The 19,121-nt window shown below is 63.2% G+C and carries 20 protein-coding genes; 9 read left to right on the top strand and 11 right to left on the bottom strand.

Annotated elements, in window-relative coordinates; all coding sequences use genetic code 11:
* Window positions 1-3: 3 nt before the first annotated feature.
* From L1P09_RS10030 to L1P09_RS10015, 4 genes are read right to left on the bottom strand one after another with little or no spacing between them, the layout of a single operon-like run.
* Complete coding sequence (locus tag L1P09_RS10030; RefSeq protein WP_235768774.1) at window positions 4-1,026, bottom strand: LacI family DNA-binding transcriptional regulator; 1,023 nt, start codon at window positions 1,024-1,026, stop codon at window positions 4-6.
* Between the two features lie 4 nt (window positions 1,027-1,030).
* Window positions 1,031-2,023: an ABC transporter permease gene (locus L1P09_RS10025; RefSeq protein ID WP_235768773.1), complete on the bottom strand. Its 993-nt coding sequence runs from the start codon at window positions 2,021-2,023 to the stop codon at window positions 1,031-1,033.
* Window positions 2,020-3,573 carry a sugar ABC transporter ATP-binding protein gene (locus tag L1P09_RS10020; RefSeq protein ID WP_235768772.1) on the bottom strand — a complete coding sequence of 518 codons (1,554 nt, stop codon included), beginning with the start codon at window positions 3,571-3,573 and terminating at the stop codon, window positions 2,020-2,022. Before L1P09_RS10020 ends, L1P09_RS10025 begins: the two co-directional genes overlap by 4 nt.
* Before the next feature lie 26 nt (window positions 3,574-3,599).
* Complete coding sequence (locus L1P09_RS10015; protein WP_054912497.1) at window positions 3,600-4,553, bottom strand: sugar ABC transporter substrate-binding protein; 954 nt, start codon at window positions 4,551-4,553, stop codon at window positions 3,600-3,602.
* A 399-nt stretch (window positions 4,554-4,952) separates the two neighbouring features.
* Between L1P09_RS10015 and L1P09_RS10010 the strand changes: the two genes are divergently transcribed.
* The gene (locus L1P09_RS10010) at window positions 4,953-6,041 is read left to right on the top strand and encodes an asparaginase (RefSeq protein ID WP_235768771.1); all 1,089 of its coding nucleotides are present in this window, start codon (window positions 4,953-4,955) and stop codon (window positions 6,039-6,041) included.
* 52 nt (window positions 6,042-6,093) lie between these two features.
* On the opposite strand, the gene L1P09_RS10005 is transcribed toward L1P09_RS10010, so the two are convergent.
* Both L1P09_RS10005 and L1P09_RS10000 read right to left on the bottom strand, forming a co-directional pair.
* A complete protein-coding gene (locus L1P09_RS10005) occupies window positions 6,094-6,585 on the bottom strand; it encodes a GNAT family N-acetyltransferase (RefSeq protein WP_235768770.1) in 492 nt (163 codons plus the stop codon).
* 117 nt (window positions 6,586-6,702) lie between these two features.
* Entirely contained in the window at window positions 6,703-7,623 is a 921-nt protein-coding gene (locus L1P09_RS10000) for a LysR substrate-binding domain-containing protein (RefSeq protein ID WP_235768769.1), read from the bottom strand.
* A gap of 160 nt (window positions 7,624-7,783) precedes the next feature.
* On the opposite strand from L1P09_RS10000, the gene L1P09_RS09995 reads away from it, so the two are divergent.
* The 8 genes from L1P09_RS09995 (at window position 7,784) to L1P09_RS09960 (ending at window position 13,425) form a co-directional block, all read left to right on the top strand.
* Window positions 7,784-8,572, top strand: coding sequence for a YqcI/YcgG family protein (locus tag L1P09_RS09995; protein WP_235768768.1), 789 nt, complete (start codon window positions 7,784-7,786; stop codon window positions 8,570-8,572).
* A gap of 2 nt (window positions 8,573-8,574) precedes the next feature.
* Window positions 8,575-9,213 (top strand): LysE family translocator, encoded by a 639-nt coding sequence (locus tag L1P09_RS09990; RefSeq protein ID WP_115294176.1) that lies wholly within the window; start codon window positions 8,575-8,577, stop codon window positions 9,211-9,213.
* A 39-nt stretch (window positions 9,214-9,252) separates the two neighbouring features.
* Window positions 9,253-10,335: a hypothetical protein gene (locus L1P09_RS09985; RefSeq protein WP_235768767.1), complete on the top strand. Its 1,083-nt coding sequence runs from the start codon at window positions 9,253-9,255 to the stop codon at window positions 10,333-10,335.
* 139 nt (window positions 10,336-10,474) lie between these two features.
* Complete coding sequence (locus tag L1P09_RS09980; protein ID WP_235768766.1) at window positions 10,475-11,170, top strand: SEL1-like repeat protein; 696 nt, start codon at window positions 10,475-10,477, stop codon at window positions 11,168-11,170.
* A gap of 121 nt (window positions 11,171-11,291) precedes the next feature.
* A complete protein-coding gene (locus L1P09_RS09975) occupies window positions 11,292-11,984 on the top strand; it encodes an AzlC family ABC transporter permease (protein ID WP_054904126.1) in 693 nt (230 codons plus the stop codon).
* The gene (locus tag L1P09_RS09970; RefSeq protein ID WP_009685903.1) at window positions 11,981-12,295 is read left to right on the top strand and encodes an AzlD domain-containing protein; all 315 of its coding nucleotides are present in this window, start codon (window positions 11,981-11,983) and stop codon (window positions 12,293-12,295) included. Before L1P09_RS09975 ends, L1P09_RS09970 begins: the two co-directional genes overlap by 4 nt.
* On the top strand, window positions 12,292-13,125 hold the full coding sequence (locus tag L1P09_RS09965; RefSeq protein ID WP_054904127.1) for an AraC family transcriptional regulator: 834 nt from the start codon (window positions 12,292-12,294) through the stop codon (window positions 13,123-13,125). The genes L1P09_RS09970 and L1P09_RS09965 overlap by 4 nt, the downstream gene beginning before the upstream one ends.
* A 72-nt stretch (window positions 13,126-13,197) precedes the next feature.
* Complete coding sequence (locus tag L1P09_RS09960; RefSeq protein ID WP_029884913.1) at window positions 13,198-13,425, top strand: hypothetical protein; 228 nt, start codon at window positions 13,198-13,200, stop codon at window positions 13,423-13,425.
* A gap of 32 nt (window positions 13,426-13,457) precedes the next feature.
* On the opposite strand, the gene L1P09_RS09955 is transcribed toward L1P09_RS09960, so the two are convergent.
* The 5 genes from L1P09_RS09955 to L1P09_RS09935 form a co-directional block, all read right to left on the bottom strand.
* Window positions 13,458-13,940 carry a copper chaperone PCu(A)C gene (locus L1P09_RS09955; RefSeq protein WP_029884912.1) on the bottom strand — a complete coding sequence of 161 codons (483 nt, stop codon included), beginning with the start codon at window positions 13,938-13,940 and terminating at the stop codon, window positions 13,458-13,460.
* A complete protein-coding gene (locus L1P09_RS09950) occupies window positions 13,941-14,549 on the bottom strand; it encodes an SCO family protein (protein ID WP_054904128.1) in 609 nt (202 codons plus the stop codon). It lies immediately after the preceding gene.
* A 301-nt stretch (window positions 14,550-14,850) separates the two neighbouring features.
* Window positions 14,851-15,435 carry a Fe-S biogenesis protein NfuA gene (nfuA, locus tag L1P09_RS09945; RefSeq protein ID WP_003250416.1) on the bottom strand — a complete coding sequence of 195 codons (585 nt, stop codon included), beginning with the start codon at window positions 15,433-15,435 and terminating at the stop codon, window positions 14,851-14,853.
* Between the two features lie 58 nt (window positions 15,436-15,493).
* Window positions 15,494-16,528: an acyltransferase family protein gene (locus L1P09_RS09940; protein ID WP_054904129.1), complete on the bottom strand. Its 1,035-nt coding sequence runs from the start codon at window positions 16,526-16,528 to the stop codon at window positions 15,494-15,496.
* Window positions 16,529-16,641: 113 nt separating this feature from the next.
* On the bottom strand, window positions 16,642-18,942 hold the full coding sequence (locus L1P09_RS09935; RefSeq protein WP_054904152.1) for a fatty acid cis/trans isomerase: 2,301 nt from the start codon (window positions 18,940-18,942) through the stop codon (window positions 16,642-16,644).
* Window positions 18,943-19,121 lie beyond the last annotated feature (179 nt).

Genomic DNA, 19,121 nt, shown 5'->3' with positions numbered 1-19,121 from the left:
GCGTTAGCGGTAATCGTTGAACAGGTCCGGGCGCGGCCCGGTGGATTCGCGCAAGACAATGCGCGGGGCTACGATGCGCTGCTCGGCCATGCCTTGCCGGGGGGTGCCGATGCGCGCCAGCAACAGCGAGGCAGCGCTCTCGCCCAGTTCGCGGATCGACTGGCCCACGGTGGTCAACGGCGGGTACACGTAGCGGCTGAGCTCGATGTCGTCGAAGCCGATCACCGACAATTCGCCGGGCACGTTGATATTGCGTTCGGCGGCAGCGCGCAGCACGCCGAAACCGATCATGTCGTTGCCCGCAAAAATGGCCGTAGGTCGCCGCCCCTGCAACACTTGCGCAGCGGCGGCATGGCCGCCCGGGCTGGTGAAGTCGCAGTGCAGCACACGGTCACTGTGCACCGGCGCCTGCGCCTCGGCCATGGCCCGATGAAAGCCGCGCAGGCGCAGCTGGGTTACCCCGGTATCGGCGGGGCCGCCGATATAGGCGATGTCGCGGTGCCCCAGGGCCAGCAGGTGCTGGGTCGCCAGGTAAGCGCCGTGCTCATGGTCGATGCGCACCAGGTCAGCGTCCACCCCTTCCAGCTCGCGGTCGACGATCACCATGGGCGTACGTACGCTGGCCAGGCTCTGCAGCAGGTCGCTGTCCTCGCCCACCGACGCCACCACCAGCCCGTCGATGCGCTTTTCCAGCAACACGCGCAGGTAACTGCGCTGCTTTTGCGGGTTGTCGTCGGAGTTGCACAGAATCACGCAATAGCCGTTGCGTTCACAGGCGTCCTCGATGCCCCGCGCCAGCTCGGCAAAGTAAGGGTTCACGCTGCTGGGCACCAGCAGGCCGATGGTCGCCGTGCTACGAGCCTTCAGCGAACGCGCCACGGCACTGGGCACATAGTCGAGCTCGACAATCGCGGCCTCCACTTTCTGCCGCACCTGCTCGCTGACCGGTCGGGTCTTGTTCAATACATGGGACACCGTGGTATAGGAAATACCCGCCAATGCCGCGACATCTTTGATGGTTGCCATGTTGTCAGTTCCGCCGGCCTGCACGCCGGCTACGGTAAGTGTCGAGCACCACGGCAATGACGATCACCGCCCCGGTGATGATGCGCTTGGTCGGTTCGCTGGCACCGATCTGCGCCAGCCCCGCGGCCAGTACGGAAATGATCAGCACGCCGAAGAAGGTGCTGATGACCGAGCCACGCCCGCCCATCAGGCTGGTGCCGCCGATCACCACGGCGGCAATGACCTGCAGTTCCAGGCCAGAGCCGGCATTCGGGTCGGCCGCTTCCAACCGGGAAATCTGGAACAGCGCAGCCAGCCCGGCCAGCAGGCCCATCAGCGCGAACACCAGCACTTTGTAGGGCCGTGGGTCGATACCTGCCAGGCGCACGGCCTCTTCATTGGTGCCGATGCCGATCAGGTAGCGGCCGAACACCGTGCGGGTCAGTACCAGGTGGGCCAGCACGATCACCAGCAAGCCGATGATGAACGCTGGCGAGATGTCAAAGGCGACCGGGTCGGAGAACCAGGCATAGGCATCGCCGATATAGGCGGTGCGCGAGTCGGTGAACTGGTAGGCCAGGCCACGGGCCATTTCCAGCACGCCGAGCGAGACGATGAACGACGGGATGCGCCAGGCCACGGTCACGCTGCCAGTGATGCTGCCGGCCAGCGCAGCCACGGCCATGCCCAGCAGCGCGGCGGGTAGCACGCCCCAGCCCCAACCGAGCATCGCCACGCTCACCGTAGACGCGGCCAGGGCCAGCACCGACCCCACCGACAGGTCGATACCGCCGATGATCAGCACGAAGGTCATGCCGACCGCCAGTACCATCAGGTCCGGGATCTGGTTGGCCAATGTACTGAAAGTGTTGTACGACCAGAAGTGGCTGCTGAGGAACGAGAAGAGCACGATCATCGCCAGCAAGGCGCCGGCCAGGCCCAGGTAGGTGCCCAGGCCATAATAGGAACCGTTGCGGCGCACGGCGTCGCCTTGGCTGTCGAGCGGTGTGGTTTTCATACGTCCATCCTGGGGGCTGCCTCATGCAGCAGAGCGTCACGTTTCTGATAACCGGCAAAGGCTGCCGCCAACAGTTGATCCTGCGTCCAGTGCTCACGGTCGAAGGTGTCGATCAGGCGGCCGGCAGACAGCACGGCGATGCGGTCGCAGATCAACATCAATTCGCGCAGGTCGCTGGACACCACCACCAGGGCCTTGCCTTGGCGTGCCAGCTCGGCCAGCAGGCCGTAGATGTCGAACTTGGCACCGACATCGATGCCCCGGGTGGGCTCGTCGAACAGCAGCACCTGGCAGTCGCGCTCCAGCCAACGGCCGATCACGACCTTCTGCTGGTTGCCACCCGACAGCTCGCCAACCACCTGCTGCGCACCGGCGCTGCGAATACGCATGGCCTGGATCTGGCGCTCGGCCAAGGCCCTTTCCGCCTCGCCGTCGAGCACGCCGGCCCGTGACACGGCGCCAAGGTTGCCCAAGGCAATGTTGGCGCTGATCGACTGGCTCAGCAGCAGGCCCTCGCCTTTGCGGTCTTCGGTGATCAAGGCTATGCCTGCGCGCACGGCCGCCTTGGGCGAGTCGATGGTCACCGGCTGCGGTGGCTGGCCCAATGCGATGCTGCCGCTGTCAGCACGGTCGGCGCCGTAGATCAGGCGCAACAACTCGGTGCGGCCCGCGCCGATCAGGCCGGAGATGCCGAATATCTCCCCTGCCCTGACCTCGAAAGATACCTCGCGCACCTTGTCGCTGCGGGTAAGCCGCTCGACCTTGAGCAAGGGTCCGCCAAGCTGCCGCCGGCCCAGGTCGATGTGCTCGCCCAGTTCGCGGCCCACCATGAGGTTGACCAGTTCGGCGCTGCTGTAGCGCTGGATGGGCTCGTCACACACCTGCCTGCCGTCGCGCAGTACGACGATCCGCTGGGCCACGCGCTGCAGCTCTTCCAGGCGGTGAGAGATGTACACGATGGCCACCCCGCGCGCGCGCAGGCGGTCGATCTGGGTGAACAGCAGCTCCACTTCGCGCGCGGTCAGCATCGCGGTGGGTTCGTCGAAGATCAGCACGTGGCAGTCGCCGATCAGGTTACGGGCGATTTCGACCATTTGCTGGTGGCCGATACCCAGTTCGCCGACTGGGGTATCCGGGTCGATGGCATCGAGCCCGACCCTGGCCATGGCCGCCGTGGCCAACTGGCGCAGGCGTTTGTGGTTGATCCAGCCAAAACGGCTGGGCAGGTTGTCGAGAAACAGGTTTTCCGCCACGGTCAAGGTTGGCAGCAGGTTCAGTTCCTGCATGACCATGCGCACGCCAAGGCGCTCGGCCTCGCTGCGGCTGGCGGGGGCGTAGGCCTGGCCGCGGTAGGTCATGTGCCCGGTGGTGGGGGTTTCCAGGCCGCTGATCAACTTGGACAGCGTGCTCTTGCCCGCACCGTTCTCGCCGGTCAGGGCCAGCACTTCGCCGGCCCGCAGATTCAGGCTGACCTCGCCCAGCACCGGCTGGGCGTAGGTCTTGCCAAGGCCGCTGGCAGCGAGCACCACTTCATTGGCCGATGCAGGCATGGCCGGTTCTCCTGGCAGGGTCGGGGCTACTTGGTAACGAGCTTGACTGGGGTCTGGATGACGTTGTCGGCATCCACGTCAGGCTTTTCGCCTTTGACCATTTTCAATGCTGCCTGAATACCGAATACGGCTTGCTGGCTGGCTGCCTGGTCAAGGGTGGCGAGCACGCGGCCATCGGCCAGCATGGGCTTGATGGCGTTGATATTGTCATAGCCGACCACTTGCACCTGGCCCGCCTTGCCGGCGGCACGCACAGCCGAAACCGCACCCAGCGCCATGCTGTCGTTACCGGCCAGCAGGGCCTTCAGGTCGGGGTATTCGTTGAGCATGGAAGCGGCGACGGCGTTGCCTTTGTCGATCTCCCAGTTACCGCTTTGGACCGAGACGATGTTCATTTTGGCGGCTTCCATGGCGTCCTTGAAGCCTGCAGTGCGCTGCTGGGCGTTGGTGGTGGTTGGCACCCCTTCGATGATGCCCACCTGGTCACCGGCCTTGAGCTTCTGTTGGGCCAGGTACTCGCCCACCATACGCGCGCCTTTGCGGTTGTCAGGGCCGACGAAGGGCACGCTGATGCCTTTGCTCTTGAGCAGCTCTGGGTCCAGGCGGTTATCGATGTTGATCACCACCACGCCTTTGTCCATGGCTTTCTTCACCGCTGATACCAACGCCTTGGAATCGGCCGGGGCAATCACCAGCGCCTTGGCGCCGGCGTTGACCATTTGCTCGACGATGCGGATCTGTTCGCCAGTGTCGGTTTCGTTCTTGATGCCGTTGGCAATCAAATCAAACTCAGCGGCGTGGCTTTTCTGGTAGTCCTTGGCACCGTCTTCCATGGTGCGGAAGAACTCGTTGGCCAGCGATTTCATGACCAGGGCGACCTTGGGCTTGTCTTCGGCGTGGGCGGCAGAAAACGGCAAGGCAAGGGAGAGTGAGGAAACGACAGCGAGGGCCAGCAGACGACCGGGGAACGGCAGTTTCATGGACGATGACTCCGAATCTTGTTTTTTTATCGGATCGCAAACGTTTGCGGTACGTAACTATGGAAACAGTAGCAGGGTTTGTCAAATCCGTTTTTCAGGTCAGCGGCCGAAACCGTTGGCGCTGATTATCCAGAATCTTTCCGCAAAACCGAACACCTTTTCCTACGCCTGTTCGGATTCTCGAATGGAACACTACCCCCGCAACGCCCCCCCCTAGGTCGAGCCGGGCTGCGCTGCACCTGCGCCAACCTGCACTGCGGCCGTGGTTTCGGGGCTGCTGCGCACAGCACTGCAACACACAGCGGTGCCTGCACCACTGCGCGCGCAAGCTGGTATGAAAGATGCCTTGCAAGCTGCGCGATTCAAAAACCATCTCATTTGGAAGAGAGCACAAGAACGATGAATGCCGCACTGAAAACCTTTGCCCCCAGCGCCCTCACCCTGCTGCTGGTCCTGCCCACCGCCGCCTCGGCCAAGGAAGCCGAAACCCGGCAGAAACTGGCCAACGTGGTCATCCTCGCCACCGGTGGCACCATCGCCGGCGCTGGCGCCAGCGCCGCCAACAGCGCCACCTACCAGGCTGCCAAGCTGGGGGTGGACAAGCTGATCGCCGGCGTGCCGGAGCTCGCTGACATCGCCAATGTGCGCGGCGAGCAGGTGATGCAGATCGCCTCGGAAAGCATCAGCAACGATGACCTGCTGAAGCTGGCCAAACGCGTCGCCGAACTGGCCGACAGCAAGGATGTGGACGGTATCGTCATCACCCACGGTACCGACACGCTTGAAGAAACCGCCTACTTCCTCAACCTGGTCGAGAAGACCGACAAGCCAATCGTGGTAGTCGGCTCGATGCGCCCGGGCACCGCCATGTCCGCCGACGGCATGCTCAACCTCTACAATGCAGTGGCCGTGGCCGGCGACCAGCAGTCGCGAGGCAAGGGCGTGCTGGTGACCATGAACGACGAGATCCAGTCTGGCCGTGACGTGAGCAAGGCCGTCAACATCAAGACTGAAGCGTTCAAGAGCGCATGGGGGCCAATGGGCATGGTCGTGGAAGGCAAGTCGTACTGGTTCCGCCTGCCGGCCAAGCGTCACACGGTCAACTCCGAGTTCGACATCAAACAGATCAGCAGCCTGCCGCAGGTCGACATTGCCTATGGCTATGGCAACGTGACCGACACTGCCTACAAAGCGTTGGCGCAACATGGCGCCAAGGCGCTGATCCACGCCGGTACCGGCAATGGCTCGGTGTCTTCACGGGTAGTGCCGGCGCTGCAGGAACTGCGCAAGGAGGGTGTGCAGATCATTCGCTCGTCGCACGTCAACCAGGGTGGCCTCGTGCTGCGTAACGCCGAACAGCCAGATGACAAGAACGACTGGGTGGTGGCACACGACCTGAACCCGCAGAAGGCGCGGATTCTGGCCATGGTGGCAATGACCAAGACCCAGGACAGCAAGGAGCTGCAGCGGATCTTCTGGGAGTACTGATACCCCAGCAACCTCAGCAGCCACAGGCTGCTGAGGCCCGCTTCACGGTTGCCTAGAGGGCCATGACCATTTCGTGCCAGGCCATGCCGCCGTGGTCGGAGGGCGAAGGCCGCACGTACTGGTAGCCCATCTTGCGGTACAGCTCGACATGCTGCTCCTTGCACATCAGGTGAATGGTCTGCTTGCCTTGCGCCTTGGTCCGCGCAATGAATTCGTCCATCAGCCGCTTGGCGTAGCCTTTGCCCTGGTGCGCGGGGTCCACCACCACCGACATGATCACCACATTGGCTGCCAGCGGGTCATGCCCGACCAAGTCTTTGAACGCCTCGTCAGCCATCACCACGGCATGGGCACAGCCGCTGTTGATGAACCCCACGATGCCGCCCTGCTCTTCGAGCAACAGGAAGCCTTGTGGGTACTGGCTGATACGGGTGCGTATCTTTTCCAGGGTGGCCGCCTCGTCGCCCTCGTAGGCACTCACCTCAATCTGGTAGCAGCGCTCGGCGTCGGTCATGACGGGCTGGCGGAATTGCAGGTTGCTCATGGGCAGGCTCCGGGTACCAAAATGGCAAGCCGGCCATTCTAAACCGCTGGCTGGCATGCGCGCAGCCGTTGCAAGGCATTTTGGCCACAGCGCTCTGCCACCGCGAAGCAGTACGGCTCAACCGTACAGGTAGTCGATATCCTTGTAGGCCAGCGGCGGCACCTGGCCCATCAGGAAGTCACGCAGCTTGTGCATCTGCCGCGCCTTGGGGCTGGCCTTGAGCCAGGTCATGTAGTACCCGTCGCCGGTGGCCACGGCATGCTTGAATGGCGTAACCAGGCGCCCGGCCGCCAGGTCGGCACTGGCCAGTACCAGGTCGACGACCGAAATGCCCAGGCCCTGCTGTGCAGCCGAAATGCCCTGGTCCAGCGTGTCGAATACCTGCCCCTGGTCGATACTGATGTGCAGCGCGTCCATCCGCGCCAACCAGCGCCGCCAGTCGCGCCGGTCGGGGGAAGGGTGCAGGAACTCGCACTGCGGCAGGTCGCTGAGGGCTGGCTGCGCTTGCGCCATGTAATCGGGGTGGCATACCGGTATCAGCCACTCGTCGAACAGCTTGAAGCTGTCGATGTCGGCAGGGAAGCGCCCGCTGGCCAGAAGAATGGCGCAGTCGTAAGGCTCGGAATAGAAGTCGACGGTGTCGATGTCCATCCACACGCTCGACAGCTGCACGCTGCAGTGGTCTTCGTGCTTCTTGAATGCATCCAGCGCCCGCAACAACCAGCGTACAGTCAGCGTGGAAGGCGCCTTCAGGCGCAAGCCATAACGGTCCTGGCGCAACAACGCGCAGGCATTTTCGATGATCTTGAAGCCCACTTTCAGTTCCTGGGCCAGCACGCGGCCATGCTCGGTCAGGCTCAGCTTGGGCCCACGGCGCTCGAACAGGTCGCAACCAAACATGGCTTCGAGGGTCTTGATGTGGTGGCTGACTGCACCCTGGGTCAAGGCAAGCTCTTCGGCCGCACGGGTGAAGGAGCCATAGCGTGACGCCACCTCGAAGGCACGCAATGCGTGCAGGGCCTGGATGCGTTCCGACATGGCGATATCCCGAGCATGAGTGAGACTAATAGTAGGTCATAGTTCCACGCGTTTTACAACGTGAAGTGCGTCTCGGAAAATGCAGGTAAAAAACAAATATAACCAAGATCCTGCCTGCATATGACTGGAACGTTCATTTAAATTCACGCCTGGGGAAATCATGTTTACGGGATATGGAAATTGCTATCGCCTGGATGCGCTAGAGCTCGCCGCTGAACATGGTCATGACATGCAACACTGGACGTACACCACCGTAGAACAATTTCGCACCATTCTCGCCAACCCCGAATTTCCGTGCCTGTTCGGCCGCAAGGCGGTAAACGGCGAAACCTGTTACATCCTGTTCGCACGCGCCGAGCAACTGTCGGATGATATCGCACAGGGCCTGGCCGATTATGTGCGCCTCATCGCACCTGTCACACCCCGGCAGCGCATCGGCAGCCCACTGGTGGTGTTTCTGCAGACTGCAGCCGACAGCAGCCTGAGCGAACAGCAGGCGCTGGCCTGGAAGGTGCTGCGCGGGGTGCATGCGCGCGACCCTCACCCCTGGCCACAGGGCATACCGACCGACCCCGCCGATACCGGCTGGTCGTTCTGCTACGCCGGCATGCCGCTGTTCATCAACATGAACTTCCCCGGCCACCAGCGCATGAAAAGCCGCAACCTGGGCCAACACATCACCTTCGTCATCAACCCCCGGGAAAACTTCGACGAAGTGGCCGACACCCGCAGCGAAAGCGGCCGGCGCATCCGCGCGCGCATCCGCGAGCGGGTACACCACTACAACGATGGCGTCGTGCCCGACACCCTTGGCGCTTTTGGCGATGCCAACAACTACGAATGGAAGCAGTACCAGCTGCAGGAGGCAGGTTCGCTGAACCCGTCGCGCTGCCCGTTTCATACCCACACCGCACACCAGCCGACACCCGACATACTGATCGAGAACTGACCGTGAATACCGCACTCACCGCCACTTATGCCCTCACCGTCCTGCTGCTGATCGCCACGCCCGGCCCAGTGGTGGCACTGATCGTCAACACTGCGGCCGCTTCGGGCTCGCGCAAGGCCATGTTCACCGCCGTCGGCACCAACTGGGCGTCCCTGGTGCTGATTGGCGCAGCCGCCTGGATCATCCTCACCAGCGCGGCCATCGACAAGACCTGGCTCAACATCATGAGCCTGCTGGGCTGCCTGTTCATCGGCCACATTGCCGTGGGTACCCTGCGCGAGGCGCTGCAGGCGCCGGCTGCAGCGGCCTCGAACGAGGCCCCTAACGAGGCGGCCAAGCCCGGCCGTGGCGGGTTGCTGCAAGGGTTCATGGTGGGCATTTCCAACCCGAAGGACATCATCTTCTTCATCGCCTTCTTCCCGCAGTTCATCCAGATCACCGAGTCGTTCGGCAAAAGCATGGTGGTCCTGTCGCTGCTCTGGGTGGCCATCGACTTCGCCGTGCTCAGCCTGTACATCTTCGCCATCGGCAAGATCGCCTCGCAGCGTAGCAACCGGGTCATCAGCCTGGCGTCCGGCGTGGCGCTGCTGCTGATCGCCGCAGGCGGCCTGCTGTACAACCTGAAAGAACTGGCGGCCTGAAACTGCTGTGCACCCTACGGCGCCATTGAAGGAGCATTCATGAACTCCACCCGCACCAGCCCGCCTCCTTCGCCGCTGCCACAGGACTACCAGCGCTTTCTGCTGCGCGGCAGCCGCCGTGCGCCACACACCGTGCATGTGCACGAAACCGGCTACCGCTCTGGCACCATCAACACCGATGCCCTGGGCCTGCGCTACAGCCATTGCGCCGGCAAGCGCTTTTCTGCGGGCGAGCGCGGCGGCGCTTCACGCATCAACTTGCTGGTGGGCGGCTCGACAGCCCTGGGCATCGGCGCCAGCTCCGACGAGCACACCGTGGCTTCGCACCTGTCGATGCTCACTGGCGAAGTCTGGCTGAGCCTGGCCGGCTGCGGGCTCAATGCCAGCCAGGAGCTGCTGTTGTTCCTGACCCACCAGCATCGCCTGGGCCAGCTCGGCCACGTGGTCGTGCTCAGCGGCCTGAACAGCCTGGCCCACGAAGCCCTGTGCGAAGTGCTTGCCAGCCCCGCAGCAGCCCATGGCAAGGCTTACCAGGACTTTCTCAACAGCTTCAGCGAAGGCCTGCAGCCTGCCACCGCCGCCCGCCGGCAATCGTTGTGGCGGCGCATTGGTCAAGCCTTGGCGCCGCCGCCGCCAGCCGAAGCCGTGGGCAGTTGGCCGCTATCCGCCCCGGAGAAGCGCCTGGCTCGCGCCGCCGACACCATTGGCCGCACGCTGCGGCAATGGGACCGGTTGCTGGCCGACAGCCATGCCACCCTGACCTTCATCCTGCAGCCGTTGCTGCCCTGGTGCCGGGAAACCCTGCCGGCCGGCGAACAGGCCATGTTGGCGGCACTGGAGCAGCAGCCGGGCAACTTCGACCGGCTGCTCGAAGGCGCGTTCGACAGCCAACTGCACTCGGCGTTTTTCCGCCGCATCAAGAGCCAGGCCGATCCGGTCCCCTGCTACGACATGAACGGCATGCTCAGCAGCTCGCCCGTGTTCGGGGCAGATTTGTTCATCGATCGCCTGCACCTGAACGACCTGGGCAACAATGCCTTGGCCAAGGTGATCACCGCCAAGCTGGGCCTGGCCCAGGAAAAACACGCCCAGCGTAATGTCACCCCTATCAGACTCGTCTGACATTTGCACAGCGGCCTTTCGGCCAGGCCCCTTGGCTGGCTAGAATACGTGGTCGTTCCGATTTCCCCGAGGCGCAATGCTTGACCGCCATGACCGTCGAAACCGTGCACTCTCACCTGGCCGCCCATGGGGTTCACCTGTGAGCCTGGCCATGCGCCTGCCCGCGCTGCTGGTTGCGTTACTGCCGCTGGCTGCCCAGGCGCTGGAGGTTAATATCGACCCGCATGCCGACCTGCTCTACCGCCAGGCGTTGCCATTGCTGGAACAGGCCGACAATCAGGAAGAAGGCAGCAGCACCCTGCGCACGTCGCTGGGCGCCGACGCGGAGCTCAGCCGCCAGGGGCAGGCAATGGCTCACACCTTGCCTACAGCGGTGGCCCTGTTGAAAAAGTCGGTCGAGCTGGGCCACCCGGTCGCCCAGTACCGGTTGGCCCTGTACTACATGACCTACCTTCCCGCGGCGCAGATCCCTGAAGCTGCCTGCCCGTTGCTCGAAGCCAGCCTAAAGCAGGGCTTTGCCGCACCCGCACCGGCCATCGCCACTTGGTGCCAGCCCTACAATGCCAGTAGCGATTACCGCACAGCCCTGGAGGCCATCCCCAGCATGGCCACCGTGTACGCCCCCTATTACCCGCAGCCTGCCACTCACCTGGCCTGCCGACGCAACCAGCCACAAGGCCTGGAAATGCTGTGGGGGCGCCAGCGTGACTACCAGGCCGAGGTGTACCGCCTGCTCAGCGAACTGGACCCACAGCACCGGTTGAGCCTGCTGCAGAAGGCGGTCGACATCAATGGCTGCGTGACAGCGCAGCAACACCTGACCCGGCACCCCTAGCTGGTGCCCGGGGGCATTACGGGCGCTCACGCCAAAAGCGCTGTCGACCAGCAAGATCGTTCAAGCCAACCCCCTGACCGTCTGGCATGCTGGCCTGCCCTGTAAACGCATTGCAGATACCATGCCCACCATTGCTCGCCAAGCCTTTCTCCACGGCGCCATCGCCATCCTGCCGCTGTCCCTTGCCGTCGCCCCTTGGGGCCTGCTCGCCGGGTCGATGGCCATCGAGGCCAACCTAAGCCCTTGGCAGGGCCAAGGGCTGTCGGCCATCGTCTTTGCCGGCGCCGCGCAACTGGTGGCCATCGGCATGCTCAAGGGCGGCGCGAACCTGGCATCGATACTGCTGACCACTTTGCTGTTGACCTCACAGCACCTGCTGTATGGCCTGTCGATGCGCCCAGTGCTGTCCAACCAGCCGCTGCGCTGGCGGCTGGGCCTAGGCTTTCTGTTGACCGACGAATTCTTCGCCCTGACCAGCCAGTACGAGCAGCAGCAGTTCAACCGCTGGTACGCGTTAGGGGTGGGCCTGACCTTCTACGTTGCCTGGAACCTGTTCACCCTGGCCGGTATCCTGCTGGGCCAGAGCATTCCACACCTGGACCAGTACGGGCTGGACTTTTCCATCGTCGCCACCTTCGTGGCCTTGATCGCGCCGCTGGTGCGCAACCTCGCCACGCTGGCGTGCGTAGCCGTGTCGCTGTTCTGCTCGGTATTGTTCAGCTACTGGCACTGGGAGACCGCCCTGGTCGCCGCCGGGTTGCTGGGCATGAGCGCCGGTTTCATCTGCCAGAAATTTGCCGGAGCACGCACATGACCTGGGTGCTGATTTTTGCCATGGGGGCCATCGTGTTTCTCAACCGCTACGCGTTTCTGGAGCCACGCCTGCCCTTACGGCTTAGCTCCAACGCGCGGCAATTTCTGGGCTTTGCCGTGCCGGGCATGCTCACGGCCATCTGCGGCCCCATCATTTTCCTGCCCGAGCACCAGCTCGAACTGAGCCTGCTCAACCCCTACCTGCTGGGCTCACTGGCGGCCATCACCTTGGTGCTGTTGACCCGCAGCGTAGTGCTGAGCATGCTGGTGAGCATGTTGATCTTCTTCCTTTTGCGCAGTTGGCTGGCATGAGCGAGGCACTGCGCGAGCAGACACACCTTTGGCAGGCGCCAGCGCTGGGCGACGTCGAGATGCTGCACGCGCGTTACGTTCAGCAACGCTTCGCCCCGCACGTCCACGAGGGTTATGTGTTCACCGTGATCGAGTCCGGCGCCCAGCGTTTCTGGCACCGCGGCAGCGAGCACCTGGCCCCGGTCGGCAGCATGGTGCTGATCAATCCGGACGAACTGCACACCGGCGCCACCGCTCACGAAGCAGGTTGGCGCTATCGCGGTTTCTACCCCGATCATGAACGGGTCACAGGGGTGCTCGAGGAACTGGAGCTGGGGCGTCACGGCATGCCCAGCTTCAAGGCCAGCGTGATCCAAGACCCTGCGCTGGCCGTTGCATTCAGTCAACTGCACCAGTTGTCAGAAGCCGGTGCCAGCGCCCTGCAGCAGCAAACCGCCTGGCGCCAGGCGGTGCTGGCGCTGGTGCAGCGCCATGGGCAATGCGCGGCGCCTTCGGCCCCGGGCCAAGAGCCCCTGGCAGTGGCCCGCGCGCGCGAACTGCTGGAAAGCCGGCTGGCCGACCCGCCTTCGCTGGAGGCGCTGGCAGCGGCGGTCAACCTGTCGCCATTTCACTTCGCCCGGGTGTTTCGCCAGGCTACCGGCCTGCCGCCGCATGCCTGGCTCAAACAGCGGCGCCTGGCCCGTGCACGGGAAATGCTGAAAAGCGGCCTGGTAGCGTCGCAGGTCGCGTTCGACCTGGGCTTTGCCGACCAGAGCCACCTGAGCCGGCAGTTCAAGCAGGCCTACGGCGTGCCGCCGGGCGTTTATCGCAGCGCCTGGAGGTCAGGCTGAGCTGTGGCACCTCGCCACAGGCAGGCCGCCTAGCCACTGCTACACTAACAGGGCTGAACGGAGGATCCTGCCATGTCCCAAAGAGAGCTCACCACCCTACTGTCGCTGATGAACCAGCGCCAGGCCTGCCTGAGTAGCGCGTGCAAGGAGATTGCCGACTGGATCGACCGGCAGGGCGATGTGCCCGCCGCAGGCAAGATTCGCGCGAGTTTACGGGCGCTGGAAGCCGACGAGGCGCAAGTCCGCAAGACCTTGACCTCGCTGACCCTCGACCGGCCACTGCCCAAGTTTCGCAGTTGACCGGCGCGCCAAGGCTGCCTTGCTGGAACCTGTCAGTGCTGCATGTGCATGTGGTCGTGGCCGCCGCCCGCCTCGGCGGTGAGCGCGCGCACTTCAGCCTGCACTTCCACGGTTTCCTTGGCGCCTTTGGCGTCTTCGATGGTCAGGCTCAGCGGTACTTTTTCGCCTTCCTTGACCTGGCCGTTCAGGCCCATCAGCATCACATGCAGGCCATTTGGGTCCAGCGTAACGGCTTTGCCCGCGGGTAGCTCGACAGCCTTCACCTCACGCATGCCCATCACATCGCCGTTCATGGTCATTTCGTGTACCTGAACGGTCTTGGCAACTGGCGACGCCACGCTCACCAGCTTGCTGTCGCTGCTGGCGGTCAGGGTCATGAATGCGCCGGTGGACTGCTGGTGCGGCACGCTGGCACGCACCCAGGCTTCACTCACGGTGGTCTGGGCGAGGGCCGGCAGTGCCAGCCCGGCAAGGGCCAGGGCAGCCAGGCCGCGTTTGATCGGTTGCATCAACATTCAGCAGATCTCCATCAGGGTGACCAGGTCTTCGGCGCATTCCTTGGCAGTCAGGGAATGGCCCAGGCTCAGGCGCAGGGTGCCACGTGTATCGTAGACGTAGCTGGTGGACGAATGAGAAATGGTGTAGGTGTCCCCGGCCGGGACTTTCTCGTAGAACACCTTGAATTCCTTGGCTACTGCAGCAATTTCTTCGGGGGTGCCGGTCAGTGCGATGAACGTGGGGTCAAAGGCCTTGACGTAGGCATCGAGCACCTCGGGGGTGTCGCGCTCCGGGTCCAGGGTGATGAACACCACTTGGAACAAGTCGCGGTCGCGGCCGCGCAGCGTCTTGCGGATCTGCGCCGCACGCGCCAGCGTGGTGGGGCAGACCGCCGGGCACTGGGTGAAGCCGAAGAAAATCATGGGCATGCTGCCGTAAAAGCTCGACAGGGTGCGCACGTTGCCTTGCGGGTCCTTGAGGCTGAACTTGCGCCCGAGGATCTCATTGCTCATGTTCTTGCCGTACTTGAACTCGAGCCCCCGCGCCGGGCTGCAGCCCGCCAGCAGGCCGAGCCCGAGAACGCCCATGCCGGCGACGACTGCCCGCCGGCTATATAGATCATTCATGAAACCATCCTTTACAGGGAAGGTGCCGGCCCTTGGGACGGGCCAGTCGAAAAACCGGGGCATTCTGGCATGAGACCCAGAGGGGTTCTACCCGACCTGGGCAGGTAGAGCCTGCAGCCCTTGAAATACGGGCTGCGGCCTGTTGTCGCAGGGCTTGAAAACGTAACACTTTATTGCTAAGTGCGGGGACTTTAGCGGCCTGTTCAGACCCGGCCTCGTGTCGCGATCGGGCTGCAACGCAGCCCGAGCAAGCATGCGCCATGGCAACGGTGAGGCTGCAGCCCCGCAGCCGCCGGAAGGCTTAGTAGTAGGCGTTTTCTTTCTGGCTGTGGTCAGTCACGTCACGCACGCCCTTCAGCTCCGGGATACGCTCGAGCAGGGTGCGCTCGATGCCTTCTTTCAACGTTACGTCAGCCTGGCCGCACCCTTGGCAACCACCGCCAAACTGCAGCACAGCAATGCCGTCGTCCACTACATCTACCAGGCTGACCTGGCCGCCATGGCTGGCCAGACCAGGGTTGATCTCGGTCTGCAGGTAGTAGTTGATACGCTCGTTGATCGGGCTGTCTTCATTGACCATCGGCACCTTGGCGTTCGGCGCCTTGATGGTCAGCTGGCCACCCATGCGGTCGGTGGCGTAATCGACCAGGGCATCTTCCAGGAACGGCACGCTGACCGCATCCAGGTAAGCGGTAAAGCTCTTGAGGCCAACGGCGGTGTCGTCAGGCTTCTCTTCGCCCGGCTTGCAGTAGGCGATGCAGGTTTCGGCGTACTGGGTGCCCGGCTGGGTGATGAAAATACGAATGCCGATGCCAGGCGTGTTCTGCTTGGAGAGCAGATCGGCCAGGTAGTCATGGGCGGCGTCGGTAATGGTTATAGCGCTCATGTAGGTTCCTCACAGACTTGCCGCCAAGTGTACGCCAACCGGCGCATCGAACAAAGTCCTAGTATTTGACTCGGGAAAGCGCATAGGCCGGCTCGCCCCCTCGCGGCGCCGCCAGCCACGCCTGCATGCGCCGGTACAGGCCACGTTCCAGCCAGCAATAGCTGAACCACGACATTAGTCCAATGGACGGCACGCACACCGCGAATACCCAGTAAGGATTCAACTGCAGCCGCTGGCTGGCGAACCAGCCGGCATACAGCACCAGCACATGGATCAGGTACACGGAATACGAGCAGTCGCCCAGCGCCTTGAGCAGCCGGTTGCCTTTGAACATCGGTTCCAGGGCGATGAAGGCCAGCACGATCATTGCGCTCGGCACGCCCCAATGCAGCAAACGCTGCGATGCATCGAGGTGATAGATGGCCAGGCCTGCCGCCCCCAGCAACAGCAACGCCAGCACCCGGCCCTGGCGGATCAGCCCATGGCGGTACAAGACCCCAAGGCCGATGCCGAGCAAGAACTCATAGATGATGTCGTTGTTGTAAAAGTGGCTGAGCAAGCCGAACCGCCCCAGCACCTCGCTGACCAGCAGCAAGGCGCCAGCCACCATCAACAGGTGGTGACGTTTGCGCACAAGGAAAGCCAGGCCGAACAACAGGTAGAAGAACATCTCGAAGTTCAGCGTCCAGCCCACGTTCAAGGTGGGATACAGGCCATAACCGCCGGGGTTCTCCGCCGGGATGAACAGCAGCGACAGCAGCAGGTGATGCCAACTGAACACCTGGTGCGGCATCCATTGGCTGAACGCCAGCAACAACAAGGCCATCAGGGCCGTATAGAACCAGTAGGCGGGAACGATGCGCAGCACCCGGTTGAGCAGAAACTGGCGCGGCTCGACCGGCTTGTCGCAGGTCGACAGGTAGATAACCAGCCCACTGATCACGAAGAAGATGTCCACGCCCACGGCGCCGCGGTCAGTGAGCAATTGGCCGACGGGGCCCGTGGCATGGAAATCGAAGAAGATCTGCATGAAATGGTGGCAGACCACCACCCAAGCGGCGAACGCCCGCAATGCCTGAAGCGAATACAACATGAAAGAACCTGCGCTTTTCGGTGCATTGAGGCCCGTATCGGCTGCGTGAGCACCGATACAGGCCACCTAACACTTTCCGACCGCAGGTGTATCGGAAAGGTCAGCCAAACCGATCAGAGGTTTTCGTAGCGATTCATGTCCAGCACCCCGGCCTCGAGCGGCTCGGTTTCCTTGATGTAGCTGTTCAGGTCATGGAAGTAGCGCCAGAACTCGGGGTGGCTGCGGCGCACGCCCCAGCGCATGACAATGCGTTCGAACTTCGCCGCATCGTCCTTCGCGTACTCCATGTCCTCGACGAATTCCGGCACATCCTTGGTCGGGATGTTGAACATGAAGTTGGGGTAACTGCTGAGCACACCGGGGTACAGGGTCAGGGTGTCCAGGCCAGGCTGGTAGCGATAGGCCTCGCCAAGCAGGAAGGCCACGTTGCTGTGCGCGCGATTGCGTAGCAGGCTGTACACCTGGCGCTGGCCGCCCTGCCCTTCGATGCGCAACATCGTCGCCTCGGGCAGCTGGTTGATCACCTTCAGCCCGGCCGCCGGGCGCGAGACCAGGCGGCTTAGCGACTGCTCGGCATTGCGGAACTCTTCGCTCATTTGCGGCCGCGAGCAGAAGGCGCCCTGGCAGCGGTTGATCGGGTCGGGCGCGGCATTCAGGCTGCCGGTGCGCTGCAACAGCTTGAGGCCGAAGTCGCGCGTGGGGTTGCGCGGGTCAAGCTTGATACCGCTCGGCGTGTCACTGTCGATGTCCTCGTAGTCCAGCCACATCTTGACCTTGCCGCTGTTCTGGTACCAGTCGCCAAGAATCGCCTTGCGCTGGTCTGCCGGCATCAGGCGCAGGAAATTGACCTCGGCACCGTTGCGGATCAGGTCGAAGTACAGGCGCGTCTGCAACTGGTGGGACACGTTGCCATACACATCGAAATTGACTGCCAGCTGGTAATAGGTGCGTTCGAGCAGTGGGTAGTCGAACAGCCAGACGGTAAGGGGCACGTCGCCGACCAGGCCCTTGGTTACCGAGGCGCTGTCGAAATGACGGAATATGCTCAGCAAGGCATTGTCGTTACCGGCCCACAGCGTCGCCCAGCCTGGGGCCGGCAGCTCGGCATAGGCTTCCCGGCGCAGCTTTTCATAGGCGTTGCGCTTGTCGCGGTACGCGTGCCACAGGCTCAGCACACTGCCCACGTCGTCGTTCTGGCCTGGCATGGCCAGCAACGGCGTGGCTTCGCCGCGGTAGTGCGCATCGGTGATGTAGCGGTCGTGCGCGGGCTCCTGGAACAATGCCCAGAAGTTGTCGCGAATGACGTCGGTGGCGATCTGCCCCCGGCAAACAGGCCCGCGGATGAAGGTGCGCACGAAGTACTCGGCGTTATCCAGCATGAACTGGTAGCGCGCCACCGCCGGGATGGCCTCGAAGGTTTCGAACGGGTTGGCGCGGTGGCGTGGGCCATAGCCGGGCAGCGCGCTGGCATGCCAGTCACCGGCATAGAACAGCTGCTTCACCCGCTTGAGCTTTTGCGGCCCCATTGGGTAGGTGATGTGCGTCTTGTGCACGATCACGCCCTGCACCGGGATCAACCGGTAGTAGAAGTCGGTACCGGGCGGGTCGTTGGGCCGCCGCGTGGCGATGATGTCTGCTGGCTGGCCGCTTGGCGTGCGCGAGCGCACCCACTGGAAGAAATGACCCTGCTCACCCCCTGTAAAATAGATATGCGCCAGGAACAGGTGCTCGTACAGCCAGCGGCCAACCAGCGCTTCGGTGGAGCCTGGGCGGTTGAGCAGTTCCTCCCATTCGGCGATTTGCCGGGCTTCGGCAGCGCTGGGTTGGATCGGCTGGTACTCGACCGGCGCGCCGGCGGCCAGCCAACGGCGCATGGTGTCGTATTCCTGGTCCGTCAACCCGGTCACGGCCAGCGGCATGCCTTCCTTGGGATGGGCGCCGGCGTAGGCATCGAACTCATGGGGCAAGGGGCACATGTTGTTGCGGTTCAGGCCCAGGACGATCTCGTCAGGCACCTTGGCATTGGGCGTGAGTGGCGTCTTGTGCCCCAGTTCGAGCATGCGCGCCATCAGCGCGGCCTGGCTGCCCTGGTTGTCGAGCACCGAGTAGAAGCCTTTCTTGCGCCACTCGCTCTCGCTGTGGGCGTCGTAGAACAGCCGCGTGGTGGGCACTGCCTGGCTGCGCTCGCCCTGGTACACCGGAACCTTGCTGGCCCCGCGTACTGCGCCTTCGGGGCTTTCCAGCTTCAGTTGGCAGGCGGCATCGTTGCAGGCGTGGCAGGCCACGCATTTCTCGGTGAAAATGGGTTGGATGTCCCGGGTGTAGGATATGGCCGGGCTCGACTGGGGAGCTTGCCCAAGCACCGCGCCACTAAGGAGCAGGGCGAAAGCGCCGGCAAGGATACGTTGCACCATGTGCGGAAAGTCCTGGTTCTTGAAGCCATCACGATTTGTTGCCTGGTCGTCCTTGGCCACCGTTTTTCACCGGCTAGGCCAACATGAGCAGAATTCATGGAAATGGGCGATGCACCTAAAAACCGCGCAGCTTTGTTATGATTCGGCCCCTTCTGATATTCGCCCGACCAGGTAGTTCC

The sequence above is a fragment of the Pseudomonas juntendi genome (assembly GCF_021560075.1).
GTDB lineage: Bacteria > Pseudomonadota > Gammaproteobacteria > Pseudomonadales > Pseudomonadaceae > Aquipseudomonas > Aquipseudomonas juntendi.
The sequence above is the reverse complement of the archived record's forward strand: the minus strand, read 5'-3'. Positions and strand labels throughout refer to the sequence as shown.

Bases quoted from the DNA above. Each gene is read 5' to 3' on its own strand.
- L1P09_RS10030 (WP_235768774.1), bottom strand. From the start codon at position 1,026: ATGGCAACCATCAAAGATGTCGCGGCATTGGCGGGTATTTCCTATACC.
- L1P09_RS10000 (WP_235768769.1), bottom strand. From the start codon at position 7,623: ATGTCGGAACGCATCCAGGCCCTGCACGCATTGCGTGCCTTCGAGGTG.
- nfuA (WP_003250416.1), bottom strand. From the start codon at position 15,435: ATGAGCGCTATAACCATTACCGACGCCGCCCATGACTACCTGGCCGAT.
- L1P09_RS10010 (WP_235768771.1), top strand. From the start codon at position 4,953: ATGAATGCCGCACTGAAAACCTTTGCCCCCAGCGCCCTCACCCTGCTG.
- L1P09_RS09950 (WP_054904128.1), bottom strand. From the start codon at position 14,549: ATGAATGATCTATATAGCCGGCGGGCAGTCGTCGCCGGCATGGGCGTT.
- L1P09_RS09985 (WP_235768767.1), top strand. From the start codon at position 9,253: ATGAACTCCACCCGCACCAGCCCGCCTCCTTCGCCGCTGCCACAGGAC.
- L1P09_RS09970 (WP_009685903.1), top strand. From the start codon at position 11,981: ATGACCTGGGTGCTGATTTTTGCCATGGGGGCCATCGTGTTTCTCAAC.
- L1P09_RS09975 (WP_054904126.1), top strand. From the start codon at position 11,292: ATGCCCACCATTGCTCGCCAAGCCTTTCTCCACGGCGCCATCGCCATC.
- L1P09_RS10005 (WP_235768770.1), bottom strand. From the start codon at position 6,585: ATGAGCAACCTGCAATTCCGCCAGCCCGTCATGACCGACGCCGAGCGC.
- L1P09_RS10020 (WP_235768772.1), bottom strand. From the start codon at position 3,573: ATGCCTGCATCGGCCAATGAAGTGGTGCTCGCTGCCAGCGGCCTTGGC.
- L1P09_RS09955 (WP_029884912.1), bottom strand. From the start codon at position 13,940: ATGTTGATGCAACCGATCAAACGCGGCCTGGCTGCCCTGGCCCTTGCC.
- L1P09_RS09940 (WP_054904129.1), bottom strand. From the start codon at position 16,528: ATGTTGTATTCGCTTCAGGCATTGCGGGCGTTCGCCGCTTGGGTGGTG.
- L1P09_RS09995 (WP_235768768.1), top strand. From the start codon at position 7,784: ATGTTTACGGGATATGGAAATTGCTATCGCCTGGATGCGCTAGAGCTC.
- L1P09_RS09965 (WP_054904127.1), top strand. From the start codon at position 12,292: ATGAGCGAGGCACTGCGCGAGCAGACACACCTTTGGCAGGCGCCAGCG.
- L1P09_RS09960 (WP_029884913.1), top strand. From the start codon at position 13,198: ATGTCCCAAAGAGAGCTCACCACCCTACTGTCGCTGATGAACCAGCGC.
- L1P09_RS10015 (WP_054912497.1), bottom strand. From the start codon at position 4,553: ATGAAACTGCCGTTCCCCGGTCGTCTGCTGGCCCTCGCTGTCGTTTCC.
- L1P09_RS09935 (WP_054904152.1), bottom strand. From the start codon at position 18,942: ATGGTGCAACGTATCCTTGCCGGCGCTTTCGCCCTGCTCCTTAGTGGC.
- L1P09_RS10025 (WP_235768773.1), bottom strand. From the start codon at position 2,023: ATGAAAACCACACCGCTCGACAGCCAAGGCGACGCCGTGCGCCGCAAC.